This is a genomic window from Flavobacterium sp. FlaQc-57, assembly GCF_044007395.1.
Lineage (GTDB): Bacteria > Bacteroidota > Bacteroidia > Flavobacteriales > Flavobacteriaceae > Flavobacterium.
On the sequence record NZ_JBIPDA010000001.1, the window covers coordinates 237,162 to 254,284 of the forward strand.

Genomic DNA, 17,123 nt, shown 5'->3' on the forward strand with positions numbered 1-17,123 from the left:
TTCAGTCGCAATTTTTATTTTTCAGCTGAAACTTAGAACTGTGACTGAGACTATTATCATAAATAAACATTAAAAATGAATATCGTTTTTTCATTAGATCAAATTCAAGAAGTAGCTGAGCAAATTTTAGCTTCAAATCCAAAAAAAATCATTCTCTTTAACGGAGAAATGGGTGTTGGAAAAACCACACTTATCAAACAACTATGCAAAAGCTTAGGAGTTGAAAGCGCAACAAGCAGTCCAACTTTTTCTTTGGTTAATGAATACTCCACTTCCAACAATCAAATCGTTTATCACTTTGATTTTTACAGATTAAATAAAGAAACAGAAGCACTCGATATGGGTGTTGATGATTATTTGTATTCTGGAAATTGGTGCTTTATTGAATGGTCTGAAAAAATTGCGAGTTTACTTCCCGAAGAAACTTCAATAGTTACAATTGAGTTGATGGCTGATGGCAAGAGAGAATTGAATTTAGTTTAAGCTAAAAATATGATTACCCAAAATACAGTAGAAATAATTCCCTTTTCTCCGGATTTAAAAGACCCCATTAAAACTTTAAACAAAGAATGGCTTCAAAAATATTTTAGAGTTGAAGAAAAAGACGAAATTGTACTTTCTAATCCGCAAGAAGAAATTATCGATAAAGGAGGAATGATTTTCTATGCAAAATATAATGGCGAAATTCTGGGAACCGCTTCATTATTAAAAGTAGACAATACAACTTTTGAATTAAGTAAAATGGCAGTTTCTGATAAAGCACAAGGCCTCGGAATTGGCAATAAACTTTTGGTTCATTGTTTTGCTGTTGCAGAAGAAAAAAACATTAAAAGGTTGTTTTTATATTCAAACCGAAAACTACTTCCGGCTATTCATTTGTATGAAAAATTTGGTTTTGTTGAGATTGCTCTCGAAGAAGGAATCTACGAAAGAGCCGATATAAAAATGGAAAAATTACTACCTTAATTATTAAAACAGTATTAGCAGAATTTTTACATTGATTTTAAAACTTTTTACGTAATTTGTACTCTTAATATTTGCACCACCCATGTCAATTACCTTAACTCCATTTACGAAGCAACAACTGCTGCCACAAGAAGAAAAACTTGAAATTGGCCGATTTAAAAGAGAGCTTTTCATTGGGATTCCTAAAGAAACAAGTTATCAGGAACGTCGTATTTGTCTAACTCCAGATGCCGTAAACTCTTTGACTTATGAAGGTCATCGCGTTATGATCGAATCTGGTGCCGGAGAAAGCTCAAGTTATTCTGACAAGGAATATTCTGATGCTGGTGCAGAAGTCACAAAAGACACTAAAAAAGTTTTTGGCTGTCCTTTACTATTAAAAGTGGAGCCTCCTACATTAGCTGAAATCGAAATGATCAATCCTGAAACGACAATCATTTCTGCAATTCAATTAAAAACCAAGAAGAAAGCTTATTTTGAAGCTTTGGCACAAAAAAAAATCACCGCACTTGCATTTGAATATATCAAAGATGAAGACGGAACTTATCCAGCTGTAAAATCTTTAAGCGAAATTGCAGGAACCGCTTCAATACTTATTGCAGCTGAATTAATGATTACGGATGAATTTGGAAAAGGGCTTTTATTTGGTAACATTACCGGCGTCCCTCCTACTGAAGTTGTTATTTTAGGCGCTGGAACTGTAGGCGAATTTGCTGCTAAAACTGCTATTGGTTTAGGAGCAAATGTAAAAGTATTTGACAATTCGATTACAAAATTACGTCGTTTACAAAACAACTTAAACCAACGAATTTTTACATCTACAGTGCAGCAAAAAGCATTATTAAAAGCTTTAAGACGCTGCGATGTTGCTATTGGTGCCATGCGCGGAAAAGAACGTTGTCCTATTATAGTTACAGAAACTATGGTAGAACATATGAAAAAAGGCGCTGTAATTGTTGATGTAAGTATCGATACCGGCGGATGTTTTGAAACTTCAGAAGTGACAACTCACGAAAAACCGACTTTTATAAAAAGTAATGTTCTGCATTATTGCGTTCCAAATATCCCTTCGAGATATTCTAAAACTGCCTCACTTTCAATAAGTAACATCTTAACTCCATACTTGCTTCAAATTGCCGAAGACGGCGGTTTAGAAAGCGCTATTAGATGTAATAAAGGATTGAAAAACGGAATTTACTTATACCACGGAATCCTAACAAACAAAGCAATTGGCGAATGGTTTGATTTACCGGACAACGACATTAATTTACTTGTATTTTAAAGGAACTTTAGCGTACCTTTGCAAAAATTTTATTTCATGAAGTTCGTACACCGTTTTGCATATTATTTGATTGGTCTAATTATGGGATGCTTTTTTGTAGCCCTTGTTTTCAGTGGAAAAGATACTCGTTGTAACTACTTTCCGAACGCCAGAGTTTTGAATGATTTAAGAACAAAACCTTTTCAATATTCTGATAAAGCGATTCAGACTTTAAACGAAAAATGGATTGACACTGCCGATATTAAAAACACATTAACATACGGTGATGTAGATTTTGATCAAAGTAATGTTCCGTTTAAAAATGGAAAAATTTATATTATTGAAGGTAAAACAGTAAAAAATCAGGAAATAATTCTAAAAGTTGTCAACTACGAAAAGAAAGCAGTTTTAGAAGAAATTACTAAGAAACCAGTAGAAAAGTAATCCCTTTTTGTCATTTTGCGGAACGAGAAATCACACTAGAGAACTGACAAGATTGTATAAATTTAGATTCGTATATTTTTTTGCAAATAGGCTTAATTTACCATTTAATCTCTTTAATTCCTTTTGATTTTAAGAAACTATTTGTTTGGCTAAAATGCTTATTTCCAAACCATTTTCCTTGATTAGCACTCATTGGAGACGGATGTCCGGATTCTAGAATATAATGTTTTGAACGATCGATTTTAAGTCCTTTTTTCTGAGCAAAACCTCCCCATAATAAAAAGACAATATTTTCTTTTCGATCTGAAATAGCTTGAATTACAGCATCAGTAAAAAGATTCCATTTCAAGTGTTTATGACTATTTGGGCTATCTTTTCGAACCGTTAAAGAAGCATTTAAAAGTAAAACTCCTTGTTTTGCCCATTTCTCTAAATTACCCGAAGTTGGCATAAAAATAGAATCAAGATCCATATTTATTTCCTTGAAGATATTTCGTAGCGAAGGCGGAATCTTTACATTATCATTTACAGAAAAGCTTAATCCATTGGCTTCTCCTTCTCCGTGATAAGGATCCTGACCAATAATAACGACTTTTATATTTGAAAAAGAACAATTATTAAAAGCGGAAAAAATTAATTCCACTGGAGGAAAGCACGTATATGTGTTATATTCAGCTTCTAAAGACGAGATTAATTCCTTGAAAGAAGGCTTTTGAATTTCATCTTCTAAAACCTTTTGCCACTCAGAAGAAAGATTGATTTTCATTTTAGTATATTTTCTACAAATTACGCAAAGTTTTTTCCAAAGTACCAATTAATAGTGCTATTTAGTTTTAAAACTTTGTAACTTTGAACTTTACAACTTACGATATATAATGATATCCATTACCGAAAAAACATTACAAGATTTACAATTTCCAACAGTACTTGAAACCATTTCAGCTGGCTGTAATACAGATATTGGAAAAGAAAAAGCTTTACAAATAACACCATTTAGAGATAAAGAAACTTTGATGCAGGCTTTAATGCAAACATCTGAGTATGTTTCATCTTTTGAAAATAATAACGCCATTCCGAATCATGGATTTGACGCGATAACTCACGAAATCAAATTTTTAGCAATTGAAGACAGCTTCTTAGAAGTAGGGAGTTTCAGGAAAATTGCAACACTTTCGTCAACCTCAAATTTCTTATTGAACTTCCTTAAAAAGTTCGATGATTATTATCCAAACTTAAATGCTAGAGCATCAAGAGTTGAATACACGAAAGATATTGTTACCCTTATCGATGCCATTGTAGACAAATATGGTGAAATTAAAGACAATGCTTCACCAGCTTTACTGAGTATTCGTCAAAATATGAACATTGTTCGCGGTAAAGTAAATCAAAGTTTTGGAGTTTCTCTTACTCACAATAATAGTCTTGGTTATCTAGACGACATAAAAGAAAGTTTTGTTCAAAATCGTAGAGTTTTAGCGGTTTTAGCCATGTATCGCCGTAAAGTAAAAGGCTCAATTTTAGGAAGTTCAAAAACCGGAAGTATTGCCTATATTGAACCAGAAGCAACTTTACAATATTCAAGAGAATTAGCTAATTTGGAATATGAAGAGAAGGAAGAAATTACAAGAATCTTAAAGCAATTATCGAACGCAATTCGTCCGTTTTTGCCTTTGCTAATTGAATATCAGGAATTCTTAAGTGATATTGACGTAGTTGCAGGAAAAGCAAAATATGCCAACCGCATCAACGGAATTTTACCTACAATTACAGAAGAAAGAAGGTTGTTTTTCAGAGAAGCTTATCATCCGATTTTATATTTGAATAATAAACAAAAAAACGAGATTACGCATCCGCAAACCATTGAACTAAAACAAGATAATCGAATCATTGTTATTTCTGGACCAAATGCGGGAGGAAAAACAATTTCGCTTAAAACGGTTGGTTTATTACAATTAATGCTTCAATCAGGAATGTTGATCCCAGTTCACGAACGCAGTGAAACTTTTTTATTCGACAGAATCCTAACCGATATTGGCGATAATCAATCTATTGAAAATCATCTAAGTACTTATAGTTACCGATTAAAAAACATGAATTATTTCTTGAAGAAATGCAACAAGAAAACCATGTTCTTAATTGACGAATTTGGTACAGGTTCTGATCCTGAATTAGGTGGTGCTTTGGCTGAAATTTTCCTTGAAGAATTTTATCATCGTGAAGCTTTTGGGATTATCACAACGCATTATTCAAACTTGAAAATACTGGCTAACGAATTGCCTTTTGCTACAAATGCGAATATGATGTTTGATGAAAAATCTCTTGAGCCAATGTACAAACTGGCTTTAGGTCAAGCCGGAAGTTCATTTACTTTTGAAGTTGCATTGAAAAATGGAATTCCGTTTGGACTTATTAATCGTGCCAAAAAGAAAATTGAAGTTGGAAAAGTTCGTTTTGATAAAACGATTGCAACACTACAAAAAGAAAGATCGAAACTTGAAAAAACTTCTATCAACTTAAAAGAAGAAGAAACGCGAGCAAGAGAGGAAAGTAAGAAGATGGAAAACATCAATGTAAAAATCAAGCAAAAACTGGAAAGCTATCAGGAATTATACGACAGCAACCAAAAGACGATTTACATTGGTCAGAAAATTGAAGATATTTCCGAGAAATATTTCAACAATAAAAATAAAAAAGAACTTATTGGAGAATTTTTGAAAATCATAGAAATTGAAAATTCAAAACGCAAAAAAGCAACTCCAAAAGAAGCCAAAGCAATAATCGAAAAGAAAAAAGAAGTTATTGCAGAAGTAACCGTTCAAGTTGAAGAAATTCGAAAAGAGAAAAAAGAAAAGAAACTTAAACCGATTATTGAAAAACCAAAACCAATTTTAAAAGTTGGTGATCGCGTTCGGATGCTCGAAGGAAGATCGGTTGGTAGTATTGATTCAATCGAAAAAAATAAAGCAACAGTAAATTATGGCATTTTCACTTCTAAAGTAAATTTGGACGAATTGGAATTAGTCGAAGCTGCGAAGAAATAATTTTTTAGTGCCAGTACCATTTTTCAGTCTTAAAAATGCGAAAATTGAGTCGAAAATTAAAATAAAGCGTTTAAAGAAGATATTTTTTTAAAGATGATTAAGAAGGTAGAAATTTTCCAAAAACGGCTTAAGGGTAATTTATGAAAGTCATTTTTGATTGGTAAAATTTATACAATTTCACATATCAATAACAAAAAATAATGCTCAAAAATCAACCTCAAAGATTAAATAACCACAAACTTGTCATTTCGAGGAACGAGAAATCACACACGTGACTCGACAAAGATGGCGATTTAGATTGTGGAGTTTTTTGTGTGATTTCTCGTTCCTCGAAATGATAAAAAATAACTTGAATTAAAAAAATGCAAGATCTTCCAAAAAATAAAAAAATAATCCTCTTTGACGGTGTTTGTAATTTATGCAACAGCGCAGTTCAGTTTATTATCAAAAATGATAAAAAGGATATTTATAGATTTGCAGCTTTACAATCAGACTTAGGAAAAGAGATTTGCAATTATATTGGTATTGATCAGAATAAAATTGACAGTATAATTTTATACAATCCTGGTGTGGCATATTATTACAAATCTTCAGCCGTTCTTGAAATTAGCAAAGATTTAGGAGGGATTTATAGCTTGCTGACAATTTTTAAAATTCTTCCCGAAAAACTTCGAAATTATACCTACGATTATATTGCTAAAAATCGATACAAATGGTATGGCAAAAAAGAAAGCTGCATGATTACTACCCCAGAATTGAAAGCCAAATTTATTTCATAACTAAACCAATTTTATATAAAAAAAAGCCTCAAATTCCAATTGAACTTGAGGCTTCTGTATTTAGAATCAAAAATTAATTTCTGATTAACTTTTTGTATTTCAAACGTTTTGGAGTTAAATCACCACCTAAACGTTTCTTTTTATTCTCTTCGTATTCTGAGAATCCTCCTTCGAAGTAATAAACTTCAGAATCTCCTTCGAATGCTAGAATATGTGTACAAATTCTATCTAAGAACCATCTGTCGTGAGAAATAACTACGGCACAACCAGCGAAGTTTTCAAGACCTTCTTCAAGTGCACGAAGTGTATTTACATCTAAATCATTGGTAGGCTCATCTAACAAAAGTACATTTCCTTCTTCTTTCAAAGTCATAGCAAGGTGCAAACGGTTACGCTCTCCACCAGAAAGCATTGAAACTTTCTTGTTTTGATCGCTTCCACCAAAATTGAAACGACTTAAGTAAGCACGAGAGTTTACTTGACGTCCGCCCATCATGATTAATTCCTGACCATCTGCGAAATTTTCCCAGATTGATTTATTAGGATCAATATTAGAGTGTGACTGATCTACATACGCGATTTTTACAGTTTCTCCTATAGAAAATTCTCCGCTATCTGGCTCTTGCTCACCCATAATCATTCTGAAAATTGTCGATTTACCAGCACCGTTTGGTCCGATAACTCCAACAATTCCAGCTTGTGGTAAAGTGAAATTTAAATTATCATACAATAATTTATCTCCAAAAGCTTTCGCAACATTTTTAGCTTCAATAACATTTGTTCCTAAACGTGGTCCGTTCGGGATATAAATTTCCAGATTTTCATCCAGTTGTTTTTGATCTTCATTTAATAATTTGTCGTAATTCTGCAAACGCGCTTTTTGCTTTGTCTGACGACCTTTGGCTCCCTGACGAACCCAGTCCAACTCACGCTCTAAGTTTTTACGACGTTTTGAAGCCACTTTTTCTTCAAGTGCCATTCTGCTAGATTTTTGATCTAACCAAGAAGAATAATTTCCTTTCCAAGGAATACCTTCTCCTCTATCCAACTCAAGAATCCAACCTGCAACATTATCCAAGAAATATCTATCGTGCGTTACAGCGATTACAGTTCCAGCATATTGTGCTAAATGCTGCTCTAACCAAAGTACCGATTCAGCATCTAAGTGGTTGGTAGGCTCATCAAGTAACAATACATCAGGCTGTTGCAATAACAAACGACATAAAGCAACACGACGACGCTCACCTCCTGAAAGGTTTTTTATAGGCGTATCTCCGTCTGGAGTACGCAAAGCATCCATTGCAATTTCAAGTTTGGTATCGATTTCCCAAGCTCCTAATGCGTCGATTTTATCTTGCAAAGCTGCTTGACGATCCATCAATTTATCCATTTTATCAGGATCTTCGTAGTTTTCAGGAAGACCAAATAAATCATTGATTTTATTATATTCTTCTAGAACTGCCATAGTTTCAGCAACTCCTTCACGAACAATTTCGATTACTGTTTTTTCGTCATCTAATTGTGGTTCTTGCTCTAAATATCCAACTGTATAACCAGGAGCAAAAACTACATCTCCCTGATAATTTTTATCAACTCCGGCAATAATCTTTAAAAGTGAAGATTTACCAGAACCATTTAAACCTAAAATACCAATTTTAGCTCCATAGAAAAAGCTCAAATAGATATTCTTCAATACTTGTTTGTCGCTGCTTGAGTAGGTTTTACTCAATTTTGACATCGAGAAAATTACTTTCTTATCGTCTGACATTTGTTATAATTTTATTTTATTATTTAATTTTTTATCGACTTTATCCTGCAATCAATTTTTTACAATTGATTTCGAAATGGTTTAAACTCTTCCTTTCAATGCATTAAAAACCCAAGCATTAGCTAAGAAACCAACTCCTGTTGCTGCAAAACCCCAACCTGATACGTCTCTGTATCTAAAAGCGCCAAGACCTATAAGTAACAATCCCATAAGTACCATTATAAAAGTAGCCCATCCTAAGACAGTATTTTTATTCATTCCCATAATTGTGTAATTATTTTTTAATGTCGTTTAATTTTTAGAAATGCAAATATCGTGAATTTTCACGGCTTAATTAAATATTTTATACAGCATTTCCTTTAACAGGTCAGACTGTGGTAAAGCATTGGCGCCAACACCTTTACTTTTCACATCAATATCTCGCAAAGCGCCAACAATCTGACTTACTTTACGCATTGGATAATTCTTGACAGCCAAATCATATTCTTTTAAAAAATAAGGATTTACACCAATAGCAGTCGCAACATTTTTTGGGTTTTTATCCTTAAGTCCGTGGTATTTTAAAAGCTGAATAAAAAATCCAAAAACCAATCCTGTCGTCATTACCAACGGATATTCTTTAGGATTATGTGCAAAATTCTCGGCAATTTTATACGCTTTTAATTGATTACGTTCTCCAATTGCTTTTCGAAGTTCAAAAACATTATAATCTTTACTAAAACCAATATTTTCTTCTATGTGCTGTGGCGTTATTAGAGTTCCTTGAGGTAAAATTATTTGCAATTTTTCAAGTTCGTTGTTGATTTTACTCAAATCAGTCCCTAAAAACTCGACTAACATTGCATTTGCTTTTGGGTCAATTGTATATTTTTTTCCTGCTAATACACGTTTTATCCAATCGCCTACCTGATTTTCATATAGCTTTTTACTTTCGTAAACGACTCCTTTCTGAGCTAATAATTTGGTCACTTTTTTTCGTTTATCAAGCGTTTTGTATTTATAGCAAAACACCAATACCGTAGTTTCCATTGGATTATTAACATATGACTCTATTTTATCAATTGTTCTAGATAAATCCTGCGCTTCTTTCACGATAACAACCTGACGATCAGCCATCATAGGATAGCGCTTGGCCGTTGAAACGATATCTTCAACAGAAACATCTCTACCATATAAAACGGTTTGATTAAAACCCTTTTCCTCTTCTGCAAGTACATTCTGCTCAATATACTCAGACAATTTATCTATATAATAAGGTTCTTCACCCATCAAAAAATAAATTGGCTTTATATTTCCGGCTTTTATATCATTAACAATTTTTACAACTTCGTCCATTCAATTCTTTTGTTTCAAATTTCAGGTTTCATGATCTCATTTCAATAACTTGAAATTTTAAACTTTGAAACCTGAAACTATTTTATATTTTTGCGCTATGCAGCAACTAAATTTTCCTTCTTATACTTTCCGATTCAAAAATAGCGAAAATAAAGTGTCTATTTTTGATGAAATCAGGAAAAAATTTATCATTCTTACTCCAGAAGAATGGGTTCGTCAGCATGTAGTTCATTACTTAATGAATGAGAAAAAATACCCCAAATCTTTGATTAACGTTGAAAAAGTTTTAACAGTCAACGGATTAAGAAAGAGATATGATGTTGTTGTTTTTAATTCTGATGGTACTATACATATATTAGTAGAATGTAAGGGACCCGAAGTTAAAATTTCGCAAGCAACTTTTGATCAAATTGCCCGTTACAATATGACAATGCAGGCACGGTTTTTGAATGTCACAAACGGGTTGAATCATTATTATTGTCAAATGGATTTTGAAAACGAAAAGTATGAGTTTTTAAAAGCATTACCGGATTATAAAAAATAATATTAAAAATAAAATAAAAAATACCTTTGGATAAAATTGCTGTTGTCATTTTAAATTGGAACGGAGTGAAATTGTTAGAACAGTTTCTACCATCTGTCGTTCAATTTTCGGAAGGTGCTACTGTATATGTTGCTGATAATGCATCTACAGATACTTCTGTAAATTTTATCAAGCAAAACTTTCCATCTATAAAAATAGTTGAAAATAGTGGGAATCATGGATTTGCAAAAGGTTATAATGATGCGCTTCAACATATTGATGCCGAAATTTATGCATTAGTAAATTCAGATATTGAGGTGACAGAAAATTGGCTAAAACCAATTATCGAAACTTTTGAAACTGAAAAGCAAACTGCGATCGTACAGCCTAAAATTCTTGACTTCAAAAACAAAGAATATTTCGAATACGCCGGAGCAGCAGGTGGATTTATTGATAAATATGGTTTTCCTTATTGTCGTGGACGTATTTTCGAAACTGTTGAAAAAGACAATGGACAATACAATGACAATTGCGAGTTATTTTGGGCATCAGGAGCTTGTTTCTTCATTAGAAGTGAAGTATATCATGAACTTGGTGGTTTTGACGAAAGCTTTTTTGCACATCAGGAAGAAATTGATTTATGCTGGCGCGCTGCAAATGAAGGACATATTATTAAGTATAATTCCGGATCAACAGTATATCATGTTGGAGGAGCAACTTTGCAGCAAGGAAATCCTAAAAAGACCTATTTGAATTTTAGAAATTCACTTTTAATGCTTGTCAAAAACTTACCCAAAAAAGGTTTGTTTTGGATCATTTTCTTCAGAATGGTTTTAGATGGTATTGCTGGTATCCGTTTTCTTACACAAGGAAAATTCAGTCATACTTTTGCTATTCTTAAAGCTCATTTTTCATTTTATTGCATATCTTTAAAATATCTGCGAGAACGTAAAGATTTTCAAATACAACAATACTATACAGTAAAAAGTATCGTTTTCTTGTATTACATAAAGAAAGTGACTGTATTTAAAGAAATCTTTAACAGTAATCAAAATATTAAAAACTAAATTTGTAATCAACGTTTAATTAAATATAATACCTATGAGAAAAATAGTAATTGCACTATCAGTATTAATGGCCTTAACTTCGTGTGTATCGAAAAAGCAATACGCAGCGTTAGAAGCTAAGAACAAAGAAACCCAAGATTTATTAAACTCTTGCACCGTAAAACTAAATGCTTGTTTAGAGGAAAAAGCAGGATTAGCAGCGACAGCAGAAAGCTATAAACAACATAATCAAGATTTAATAAGCACTTCTAAAGACTTAACAGTATTAACTACTAAAGGAGCTGAAAATCTTGAAAAATCTTTAGAAAGTTTAAAAGAAAAAGATTTAAAAATATCTAGACTTCAGGATGCATTAACTAAAAAAGACAGTGTAACTTTAGCTTTAGTTACTAGCTTAAAAGGAGCTGTTGGAATTAATGATCCAGATATCGAAATCAATGTAGAAAAAGGAGTTGTATTTATTTCTATTGCAGATAAATTATTATTTAAAAGTGGTAGCTATGATGTAACTGATAAAGCTAAAGGTGTTTTAGCTAAAGTTGCAAAAGTAGTAAATGACAAACCTGATTTTGAATGTATGGTTGAAGGGCACACTGATAGCGTTCCTTACAAAAGCAACGGAATCTTGCTAGACAACTGGGATTTAAGTGTTAAACGTTCTACTTCTATTGTACGTGTATTAACAAATGATCTTGGTGTTAACCCTGCAAAATTAATCGCAGCTGGTAGAAGTTCTTACGTACCATTGGTAGCTAACGATACTCCAGATGACAGAGCTCGTAACAGAAGAACTCGTATTGTGGTTATGCCAAAAATCGATCAATTCTACGATATGATTGAAAAAGAAATGAAAAAACAAGCGAAATAATTCCTTGTTTACATACTTTATAATACAGAAAAAGCAGGTCAATTGACCTGCTTTTATGTATCCTTAATTTTTTTAATAACCAATTAAATATAAATCAAGAATAGCATTATTTTTAATCAACTAACTAAATTTTAACTAATATTAAAGTTAGCCATTTATTTTAAATAATTATGTAAATTCAGTTTTTTTTTACAAAATCCCAATATCTCCTTTTCCTTCTCTGACAATAACTGGTTCAAATTCTGACAGATCAATAATTGTTGACGCAACATTATCGCCATATCCTCCATCAATAACCAAATCTACAAGGTTTTGCCATTTCTCAAAAATTAATTCCGGATCTGTCGTATATTCAATTACATCATCTTCATCACGAATCGAAGTCGATACAATAGGATTTCCCAATTGACGCACAATTTCTAAAACAATATTATTATCCGGAACACGAATCCCGACTGTGGTTTTCTTTTTAAATTCTTTTGGAAGATTATTATTTCCAGGTAAAATAAAAGTATAAGGACCAGGCAAAGCTCTTTTCAGAATTTTAAAAGTAGACGTATCAATCTGACGAACGTAATCTGATAAATTACTTAAATCATGACAAATAAATGAAAAATTTGCTTTCTCTAATTTAACACCTTTAATTTTTGCTATTTTTTCTAAAGCACGTGAGTTTGTAATATCACAACCTAAACCGTAAACGGTATCTGTAGGATAAATTACTAAACCTCCATTTTGAAGCACTTTTACAACTTTTGCAATTGCAGCTTCACTAGGTTTATCTGGATATATTTTTATGAACTCAGCCATTTTTTTTAGAATAAAGATGTTAGACAATAGAATAAAGACTACTCTTTAATTCTTATATTTTTTTTATAAATAAGATAATTTCAATTGAAAATAGATTTAATTTAAAATTAAATAATCCGAAATCTCTTGAAAAGTTATGAAAAATTTTTTAACGTTAAAAATCAAATCCAGCAACAAAAAATTAACTTTTTCAAAAATCTATTTTCTATCATCTTTCTTCTGGATTCTTTTCTTACCCTACAACATCTAATTTAGCAAATCTAAGCAACAATTTCTTGATACCTCCAACTTCAAATTTTATTTCGGCTTTTTTATCAGCTCCAACACCTTCCATATTAACAACTTCACCTTTACCAAAACGCTCGTGCATAACAACATTACCAATTGTTAAGCTATTATCAAATAAATTAGGTGCAGCACTGTTTGGGTTGTTTCCCGCAACTGGTTTTAATTTACGAATATTAAGATCTGATTTTGGTTCGTTTGCTGTTACTTGCTTTGGTGGTGTTGAACCAATCGGTTTTGCTAAACGCAATTTTGATTTATCAATATCACCAAAAATATCACCATCGATTGGTGATTTATAACGATAATTACTTTCGGCAGGAGTTAAATATTCTAAAAATTGTCCATCAATTTCTTCAATAAAACGAGACGGTTCACTATCAGTTAATTTCCCCCAACGATAACGCGATTGCGCATATGTCAAATATGCCTGATGTTCTGCCCGAGTTAAAGCTACATAAAATAAACGACGTTCTTCTTCTAATTCACTTCTTGTACTCATACTCATTGCACTCGGAAATAAATCTTCTTCCATTCCTACTACAAAAACATGAGGGAATTCAAGACCTTTTGCCAGGTGAATCGTCATCAAGGCAACACGGTCTTCATCAGAAGTATCATTATCTAAGTCCGTCGCAAGTGCTACATCTTCCATAAATTCAGACAAAGCTCCTCTAGCACCATCAATTTCTTTCTGACCATCAGTAAAGTCTTTCAGTCCATTTAGAAGTTCTTCAATATTCTGAATTTTTGCCATTCCCTCCGGCGTGGCATCTTTTTTAAGTTCCTGAACTAAGCCTGTTTTCTTAGCTACATAATCTGTAATATAGAATGCATCCTGATTTTGATCAATTACCTGAAAATTCTGAATCATCGTTACAAAATCCTTTATTTTGTTTTTCGTTCCATTATTCAGTTTTAAATCGATTTTATCAATATTCACCATTACTTCCCAAATCGAACGCTTATAATGATTGGCTGCAATCGTAAGTTTTTCAACAGTTGTGTCTCCAATTCCACGTGCAGGATAATTAATCACACGAACCAAAGCCTCTTCATCTTTCGGATTAATTACTAATCGCAAATAACACAAAACATCTTTGATTTCCTTACGCTGATAAAAAGACAATCCTCCATAAATTCTATACGGAATATCGCGTTTTCTTAATGCATCTTCCATTGCACGCGATTGTGCATTGGTACGATACAAAATCGCAAAAGAACCATTATGCAACTGATTCTGCATTTTTTGTTCAAAAATAGTACTCGCTACAAAACGACCTTCTTCGGCATCTGTTAAACTACGGTGAACTTTAATTTTTGCACCAAAATCGTTTGCTGTCCAAACTACTTTATCCAGTTTGGTTTTATTATGCTCCATAACGGTATTGGCAGCTTCAACTATGTTTCGGGTTGAGCGATAATTTTGCTCTAAACGAAACATTATTACGCCTTCATAATCCTTCTGGAAATTCAAAATATTATTGATATTCGCTCCACGGAACGCATAAATACTCTGTGCATCATCTCCAACTACACAAATATTCTGAAATTTATCTGATAAAGCCCTAACAATCAAATACTGAGAGTGATTGGTATCTTGGTACTCATCAACCATAATGTATCTAAAACGGTTTTGATACTTAGCCAAAATCTCAGGAAAACGAGTCAGTAATTCATTGGTTTTTAATAATAAATCATCAAAATCCATTGCACCTGCTTTAAAACATCGCTCTACATATTGTTGATAAATTTCTCCTAATCGAGGTCTTTTAGCCATTGCATCGGCTTCTACCAATTCAGGATTATTGAAATAGGCTTTTACCGTAATTAAACTGTTTTTATAATTAGATATACGTCCTAAAATTTGTTTTGGTTTATAGATATCACGATCTAATTGCATTTCTTTAATAATTGAAGAAATCAATCGAGCCGAATCCTGAGAATCATAAATAGTAAAGTTAGACGGATATCCCAAATGATCTGATTCTGCGCGAAGAATACGGGCAAAAATCGAGTGAAAGGTTCCCATCCAAAGATTTTTTGCTTCGCTCGCTCCCACAATATCAGAAATCCTGTGCTTCATTTCACGGGCTGCTTTATTCGTAAAAGTTAACGACAAAATATTGAAAGCATCAATACCCTGCGCCATTAAATAAGCAATTCTAATTGTTAAAACACGTGTTTTTCCTGAACCTGCACCAGCAATAATAATCATTGGCCCGTCTTTTTTCAGAACGGGTTGTCGTTGCGCTTCATTGAGCTGGTCAATGTACTTCTGCATGAAATTTTTCTCCATATTATGCAAAAATAAGAATTATAAAAGAAAGTTCCTAAGATACCAAGCTACTAAGGTTCTAAGTTTTTTTGAACATAGCTATTCGTGATATATGCTCTTTTAATCCTTAATAATTCAAATAAAACTATTAAATACTTAAAGGTGGGAATTTTAAAAAAGCCTTCTTTATCAAACGGCTTATAATCTCCTATATGATGAAAAAAAAACTACTTATAGAAAACGTCGTAAGCAAATCGAATCAATGTTCCGACAACAACAACCAAAAAGAAAATTCTAATAAAACCATTTCCTTTACTAATTGCCAATTTTGCGCCAAGCCAACCGCCAAGTCCATTACTTATAGCCATTGGAATTGCAATTGTCCAAATGATTTTTCCTTTGATCATAAACAAACAAATCGAGCCAAAATTAGTCGCCAGATTTACCATTTTGGCATTCGCAGAAGCGTGCAAAAAATCAAACCCTAAAAGTGCTATAAAAGCAACTACAAAAAAACTACCGGTTCCCGGACCAATAAATCCGTCGTAAAAACCAACGATTATACTAATACCAACCGCATAAATTATTTGTGTCGTGGCCGAATGATCTTTTGCAACATGCTGTCCAAAGTTCTTTTTTGCATACGTATATATAAATAGTAAAGACAAAACGACCAACAAAAGTGGTTTCATAAAATCGTTACTTACCATGGTCAATAAAGTTGAACCTAAAAATGCAGATGGAACTGCTAAACACATCATTATCAAAAGTAATTTCCATTGAATCACAACTTTTTTCATATATTGAAAGGCAGCAAAAGCAGTTCCGCTAAAAGCAGGTAATTTTAAGGTACCAATTACAGTAGACACAGGTAAATTTGGCAACAGAATCAATCCCATTGGAGTCTGAATCAATCCGCCGCCGCCAACAATAGCATCTATAAATCCTGCAGCAAAAGCAGCTAAACAAAGTAAAATTATAATATATGAATCCATTAATATTGTGTTTCAGGCAGTTTTGAAAACCGTCAACAAAAATAGACTTCCATTTTGTTTAATACAATAAATTTAAAATGGATTTCTCTCCAAAAAGTATATTTTTGTTGAAAAATTAAATCAAATGGATTATACAAGAATTATAGAATTAGCCAGTTATACTTTACCAGCCATTGTTACAGGATTTGTAGCGTATAGTTTTTTTGAATTACACATTAAAAACAACGATAAAAAACGTGATTTTTTATTGAACAGAGAATATAACAAACAATCTTTACCAATTCGTTTACAGGCTTACGAGCGCATGACGTTATTTTTAGAACGTATCAATTTGACAAAATTGCTAATTAGAATTGCGCCCATTTCAAATGAGAAACACGACTATGTAAACTTCTTAATCGAGCAAATCGAGCAGGAATTTGAACATAATTTAACACAACAAATTTATATGTCTGACGAATGTTGGACAATTATTACAACTGCAAAAAACTCAACGATACAAATCATTAGAAAAGCCGCTATGAGCGACCGTGTAGAAAATGCAGACAAATTACGTGAAGTGATTTTGAATGATTTATTAGAGAAACAATCTCCTAGTAATGCTGCTTTGGGATATATTAAGAATGAGGTTGCTGAACTTTGGTAATTAATTGACGAATTCAGATTTTAGATTTCTTGTATCTTTACTATCAAGTTCAATCTA

General features: G+C 32.5%; 17 protein-coding genes. 10 read left to right on the forward strand and 7 right to left on the reverse strand.

Features of this window, described 5'->3' with window-relative positions; translation table 11 throughout:
- Window positions 1-75 precede the first annotated feature (75 nt).
- The 4 genes from tsaE (at window position 76) to ACHRVZ_RS01115 (ending at window position 2,671) form a co-directional block, all read left to right on the forward strand.
- On the forward strand, window positions 76-483 hold the full coding sequence (tsaE, locus tag ACHRVZ_RS01100; RefSeq protein ID WP_395420203.1) for a tRNA (adenosine(37)-N6)-threonylcarbamoyltransferase complex ATPase subunit type 1 TsaE: 408 nt from the start codon (window positions 76-78) through the stop codon (window positions 481-483).
- Between the two features lie 9 nt (window positions 484-492).
- A complete protein-coding gene (locus ACHRVZ_RS01105) occupies window positions 493-966 on the forward strand; it encodes a GNAT family N-acetyltransferase (RefSeq protein WP_395420205.1) in 474 nt (157 codons plus the stop codon).
- A gap of 82 nt (window positions 967-1,048) precedes the next feature.
- A complete protein-coding gene (locus tag ACHRVZ_RS01110) occupies window positions 1,049-2,248 on the forward strand; it encodes an alanine dehydrogenase (protein WP_395420207.1) in 1,200 nt (399 codons plus the stop codon).
- Window positions 2,249-2,284: 36 nt separating this feature from the next.
- Window positions 2,285-2,671 carry a DUF4258 domain-containing protein gene (locus tag ACHRVZ_RS01115; protein WP_395420209.1) on the forward strand — a complete coding sequence of 129 codons (387 nt, stop codon included), beginning with the start codon at window positions 2,285-2,287 and terminating at the stop codon, window positions 2,669-2,671.
- Window positions 2,672-2,768: 97 nt separating this feature from the next.
- Here the strand turns inward: ACHRVZ_RS01115 and ACHRVZ_RS01120 are convergent, their stop codons facing one another.
- Window positions 2,769-3,437, reverse strand: a complete 669-nt coding sequence (locus ACHRVZ_RS01120) for a uracil-DNA glycosylase (RefSeq protein WP_395420210.1) — start codon at window positions 3,435-3,437, stop codon at window positions 2,769-2,771.
- 109 nt (window positions 3,438-3,546) lie between these two features.
- Between ACHRVZ_RS01120 and ACHRVZ_RS01125 the strand changes: the two genes are divergently transcribed.
- Together ACHRVZ_RS01125 and ACHRVZ_RS01130 are read left to right on the forward strand one after the other, a co-directional pair.
- Window positions 3,547-5,712 (forward strand): DNA mismatch repair protein MutS, encoded by a 2,166-nt coding sequence (locus tag ACHRVZ_RS01125; RefSeq protein WP_395420211.1) that lies wholly within the window; start codon window positions 3,547-3,549, stop codon window positions 5,710-5,712.
- 362 nt (window positions 5,713-6,074) lie between these two features.
- Window positions 6,075-6,491, forward strand: a complete 417-nt coding sequence (locus tag ACHRVZ_RS01130) for a thiol-disulfide oxidoreductase DCC family protein (protein WP_395420212.1) — start codon at window positions 6,075-6,077, stop codon at window positions 6,489-6,491.
- Window positions 6,492-6,564: 73 nt separating this feature from the next.
- Here the strand turns inward: ACHRVZ_RS01130 and ettA are convergent, their stop codons facing one another.
- The 3 genes from ettA to holA all read right to left on the reverse strand — a co-directional run bounded on the left by ettA (window position 6,565) and on the right by holA (window position 9,594).
- Complete coding sequence (ettA, locus tag ACHRVZ_RS01135) at window positions 6,565-8,259, reverse strand: energy-dependent translational throttle protein EttA (RefSeq protein ID WP_395420214.1); 1,695 nt, start codon at window positions 8,257-8,259, stop codon at window positions 6,565-6,567.
- A gap of 81 nt (window positions 8,260-8,340) precedes the next feature.
- Complete coding sequence (locus ACHRVZ_RS01140; RefSeq protein ID WP_294923581.1) at window positions 8,341-8,523, reverse strand: CAL67264 family membrane protein; 183 nt, start codon at window positions 8,521-8,523, stop codon at window positions 8,341-8,343.
- Between the two features lie 66 nt (window positions 8,524-8,589).
- A complete protein-coding gene (holA, locus tag ACHRVZ_RS01145; protein ID WP_395420216.1) occupies window positions 8,590-9,594 on the reverse strand; it encodes a DNA polymerase III subunit delta in 1,005 nt (334 codons plus the stop codon).
- Window positions 9,595-9,691: 97 nt separating this feature from the next.
- Between holA and ACHRVZ_RS01150 the strand changes: the two genes are divergently transcribed.
- The 3 genes from ACHRVZ_RS01150 to ACHRVZ_RS01160 are packed head-to-tail and all read left to right on the forward strand — an operon-like array spanning window position 9,692 to window position 12,052.
- Window positions 9,692-10,138, forward strand: a complete 447-nt coding sequence (locus ACHRVZ_RS01150) for a type I restriction enzyme HsdR N-terminal domain-containing protein (protein WP_395420218.1) — start codon at window positions 9,692-9,694, stop codon at window positions 10,136-10,138.
- Between the two features lie 26 nt (window positions 10,139-10,164).
- The gene (locus ACHRVZ_RS01155; RefSeq protein ID WP_395420220.1) at window positions 10,165-11,184 is read left to right on the forward strand and encodes a glycosyltransferase; all 1,020 of its coding nucleotides are present in this window, start codon (window positions 10,165-10,167) and stop codon (window positions 11,182-11,184) included.
- 34 nt (window positions 11,185-11,218) lie between these two features.
- Complete coding sequence (locus ACHRVZ_RS01160) at window positions 11,219-12,052, forward strand: flagellar motor protein MotB (protein ID WP_395420221.1); 834 nt, start codon at window positions 11,219-11,221, stop codon at window positions 12,050-12,052.
- 189 nt (window positions 12,053-12,241) lie between these two features.
- On the opposite strand, the gene ACHRVZ_RS01165 is transcribed toward ACHRVZ_RS01160, so the two are convergent.
- From ACHRVZ_RS01165 to ACHRVZ_RS01175, 3 genes are all read right to left on the reverse strand, one after another.
- Window positions 12,242-12,862, reverse strand: a complete 621-nt coding sequence (locus ACHRVZ_RS01165) for an L-threonylcarbamoyladenylate synthase (RefSeq protein ID WP_395420222.1) — start codon at window positions 12,860-12,862, stop codon at window positions 12,242-12,244.
- Window positions 12,863-13,094: 232 nt separating this feature from the next.
- Window positions 13,095-15,431, reverse strand: coding sequence for an ATP-dependent helicase (locus ACHRVZ_RS01170; protein ID WP_395421284.1), 2,337 nt, complete (start codon window positions 15,429-15,431; stop codon window positions 13,095-13,097).
- 221 nt (window positions 15,432-15,652) lie between these two features.
- Window positions 15,653-16,420 (reverse strand): sulfite exporter TauE/SafE family protein, encoded by a 768-nt coding sequence (locus ACHRVZ_RS01175; RefSeq protein WP_395420224.1) that lies wholly within the window; start codon window positions 16,418-16,420, stop codon window positions 15,653-15,655.
- A gap of 124 nt (window positions 16,421-16,544) precedes the next feature.
- Here ACHRVZ_RS01175 and ACHRVZ_RS01180 point away from each other — a divergent pair, with 124 nt between their 5' ends.
- On the forward strand, window positions 16,545-17,066 hold the full coding sequence (locus ACHRVZ_RS01180) for a hypothetical protein (RefSeq protein WP_395420225.1): 522 nt from the start codon (window positions 16,545-16,547) through the stop codon (window positions 17,064-17,066).
- The last annotated feature ends 57 nt before the right edge of the window (window positions 17,067-17,123 follow it).

Excerpts from the sequence above, each read along its gene's own strand:
- ACHRVZ_RS01105 (WP_395420205.1), top strand. The coding sequence starts at position 493 with ATGATTACCCAAAATACAGTAGAAATAATTCCCTTTTCTCCGGATTTA.
- ACHRVZ_RS01175 (WP_395420224.1), bottom strand. The coding sequence starts at position 16,420 with ATGGATTCATATATTATAATTTTACTTTGTTTAGCTGCTTTTGCTGCA.
- ACHRVZ_RS01140 (WP_294923581.1), bottom strand. The coding sequence starts at position 8,523 with ATGGGAATGAATAAAAATACTGTCTTAGGATGGGCTACTTTTATAATG.
- ACHRVZ_RS01125 (WP_395420211.1), top strand. The coding sequence starts at position 3,547 with ATGATATCCATTACCGAAAAAACATTACAAGATTTACAATTTCCAACA.
- ACHRVZ_RS01150 (WP_395420218.1), top strand. The coding sequence starts at position 9,692 with ATGCAGCAACTAAATTTTCCTTCTTATACTTTCCGATTCAAAAATAGC.
- ACHRVZ_RS01120 (WP_395420210.1), bottom strand. The coding sequence starts at position 3,437 with ATGAAAATCAATCTTTCTTCTGAGTGGCAAAAGGTTTTAGAAGATGAA.
- ACHRVZ_RS01110 (WP_395420207.1), top strand. The coding sequence starts at position 1,049 with ATGTCAATTACCTTAACTCCATTTACGAAGCAACAACTGCTGCCACAA.
- ACHRVZ_RS01160 (WP_395420221.1), top strand. The coding sequence starts at position 11,219 with ATGAGAAAAATAGTAATTGCACTATCAGTATTAATGGCCTTAACTTCG.
- ettA (WP_395420214.1), bottom strand. The coding sequence starts at position 8,259 with ATGTCAGACGATAAGAAAGTAATTTTCTCGATGTCAAAATTGAGTAAA.
- holA (WP_395420216.1), bottom strand. The coding sequence starts at position 9,594 with ATGGACGAAGTTGTAAAAATTGTTAATGATATAAAAGCCGGAAATATA.
- ACHRVZ_RS01165 (WP_395420222.1), bottom strand. The coding sequence starts at position 12,862 with ATGGCTGAGTTCATAAAAATATATCCAGATAAACCTAGTGAAGCTGCA.
- tsaE (WP_395420203.1), top strand. The coding sequence starts at position 76 with ATGAATATCGTTTTTTCATTAGATCAAATTCAAGAAGTAGCTGAGCAA.
- ACHRVZ_RS01130 (WP_395420212.1), top strand. The coding sequence starts at position 6,075 with ATGCAAGATCTTCCAAAAAATAAAAAAATAATCCTCTTTGACGGTGTT.
- ACHRVZ_RS01170 (WP_395421284.1), bottom strand. The coding sequence starts at position 15,431 with ATGCAGAAGTACATTGACCAGCTCAATGAAGCGCAACGACAACCCGTT.
- ACHRVZ_RS01115 (WP_395420209.1), top strand. The coding sequence starts at position 2,285 with ATGAAGTTCGTACACCGTTTTGCATATTATTTGATTGGTCTAATTATG.
- ACHRVZ_RS01180 (WP_395420225.1), top strand. The coding sequence starts at position 16,545 with ATGGATTATACAAGAATTATAGAATTAGCCAGTTATACTTTACCAGCC.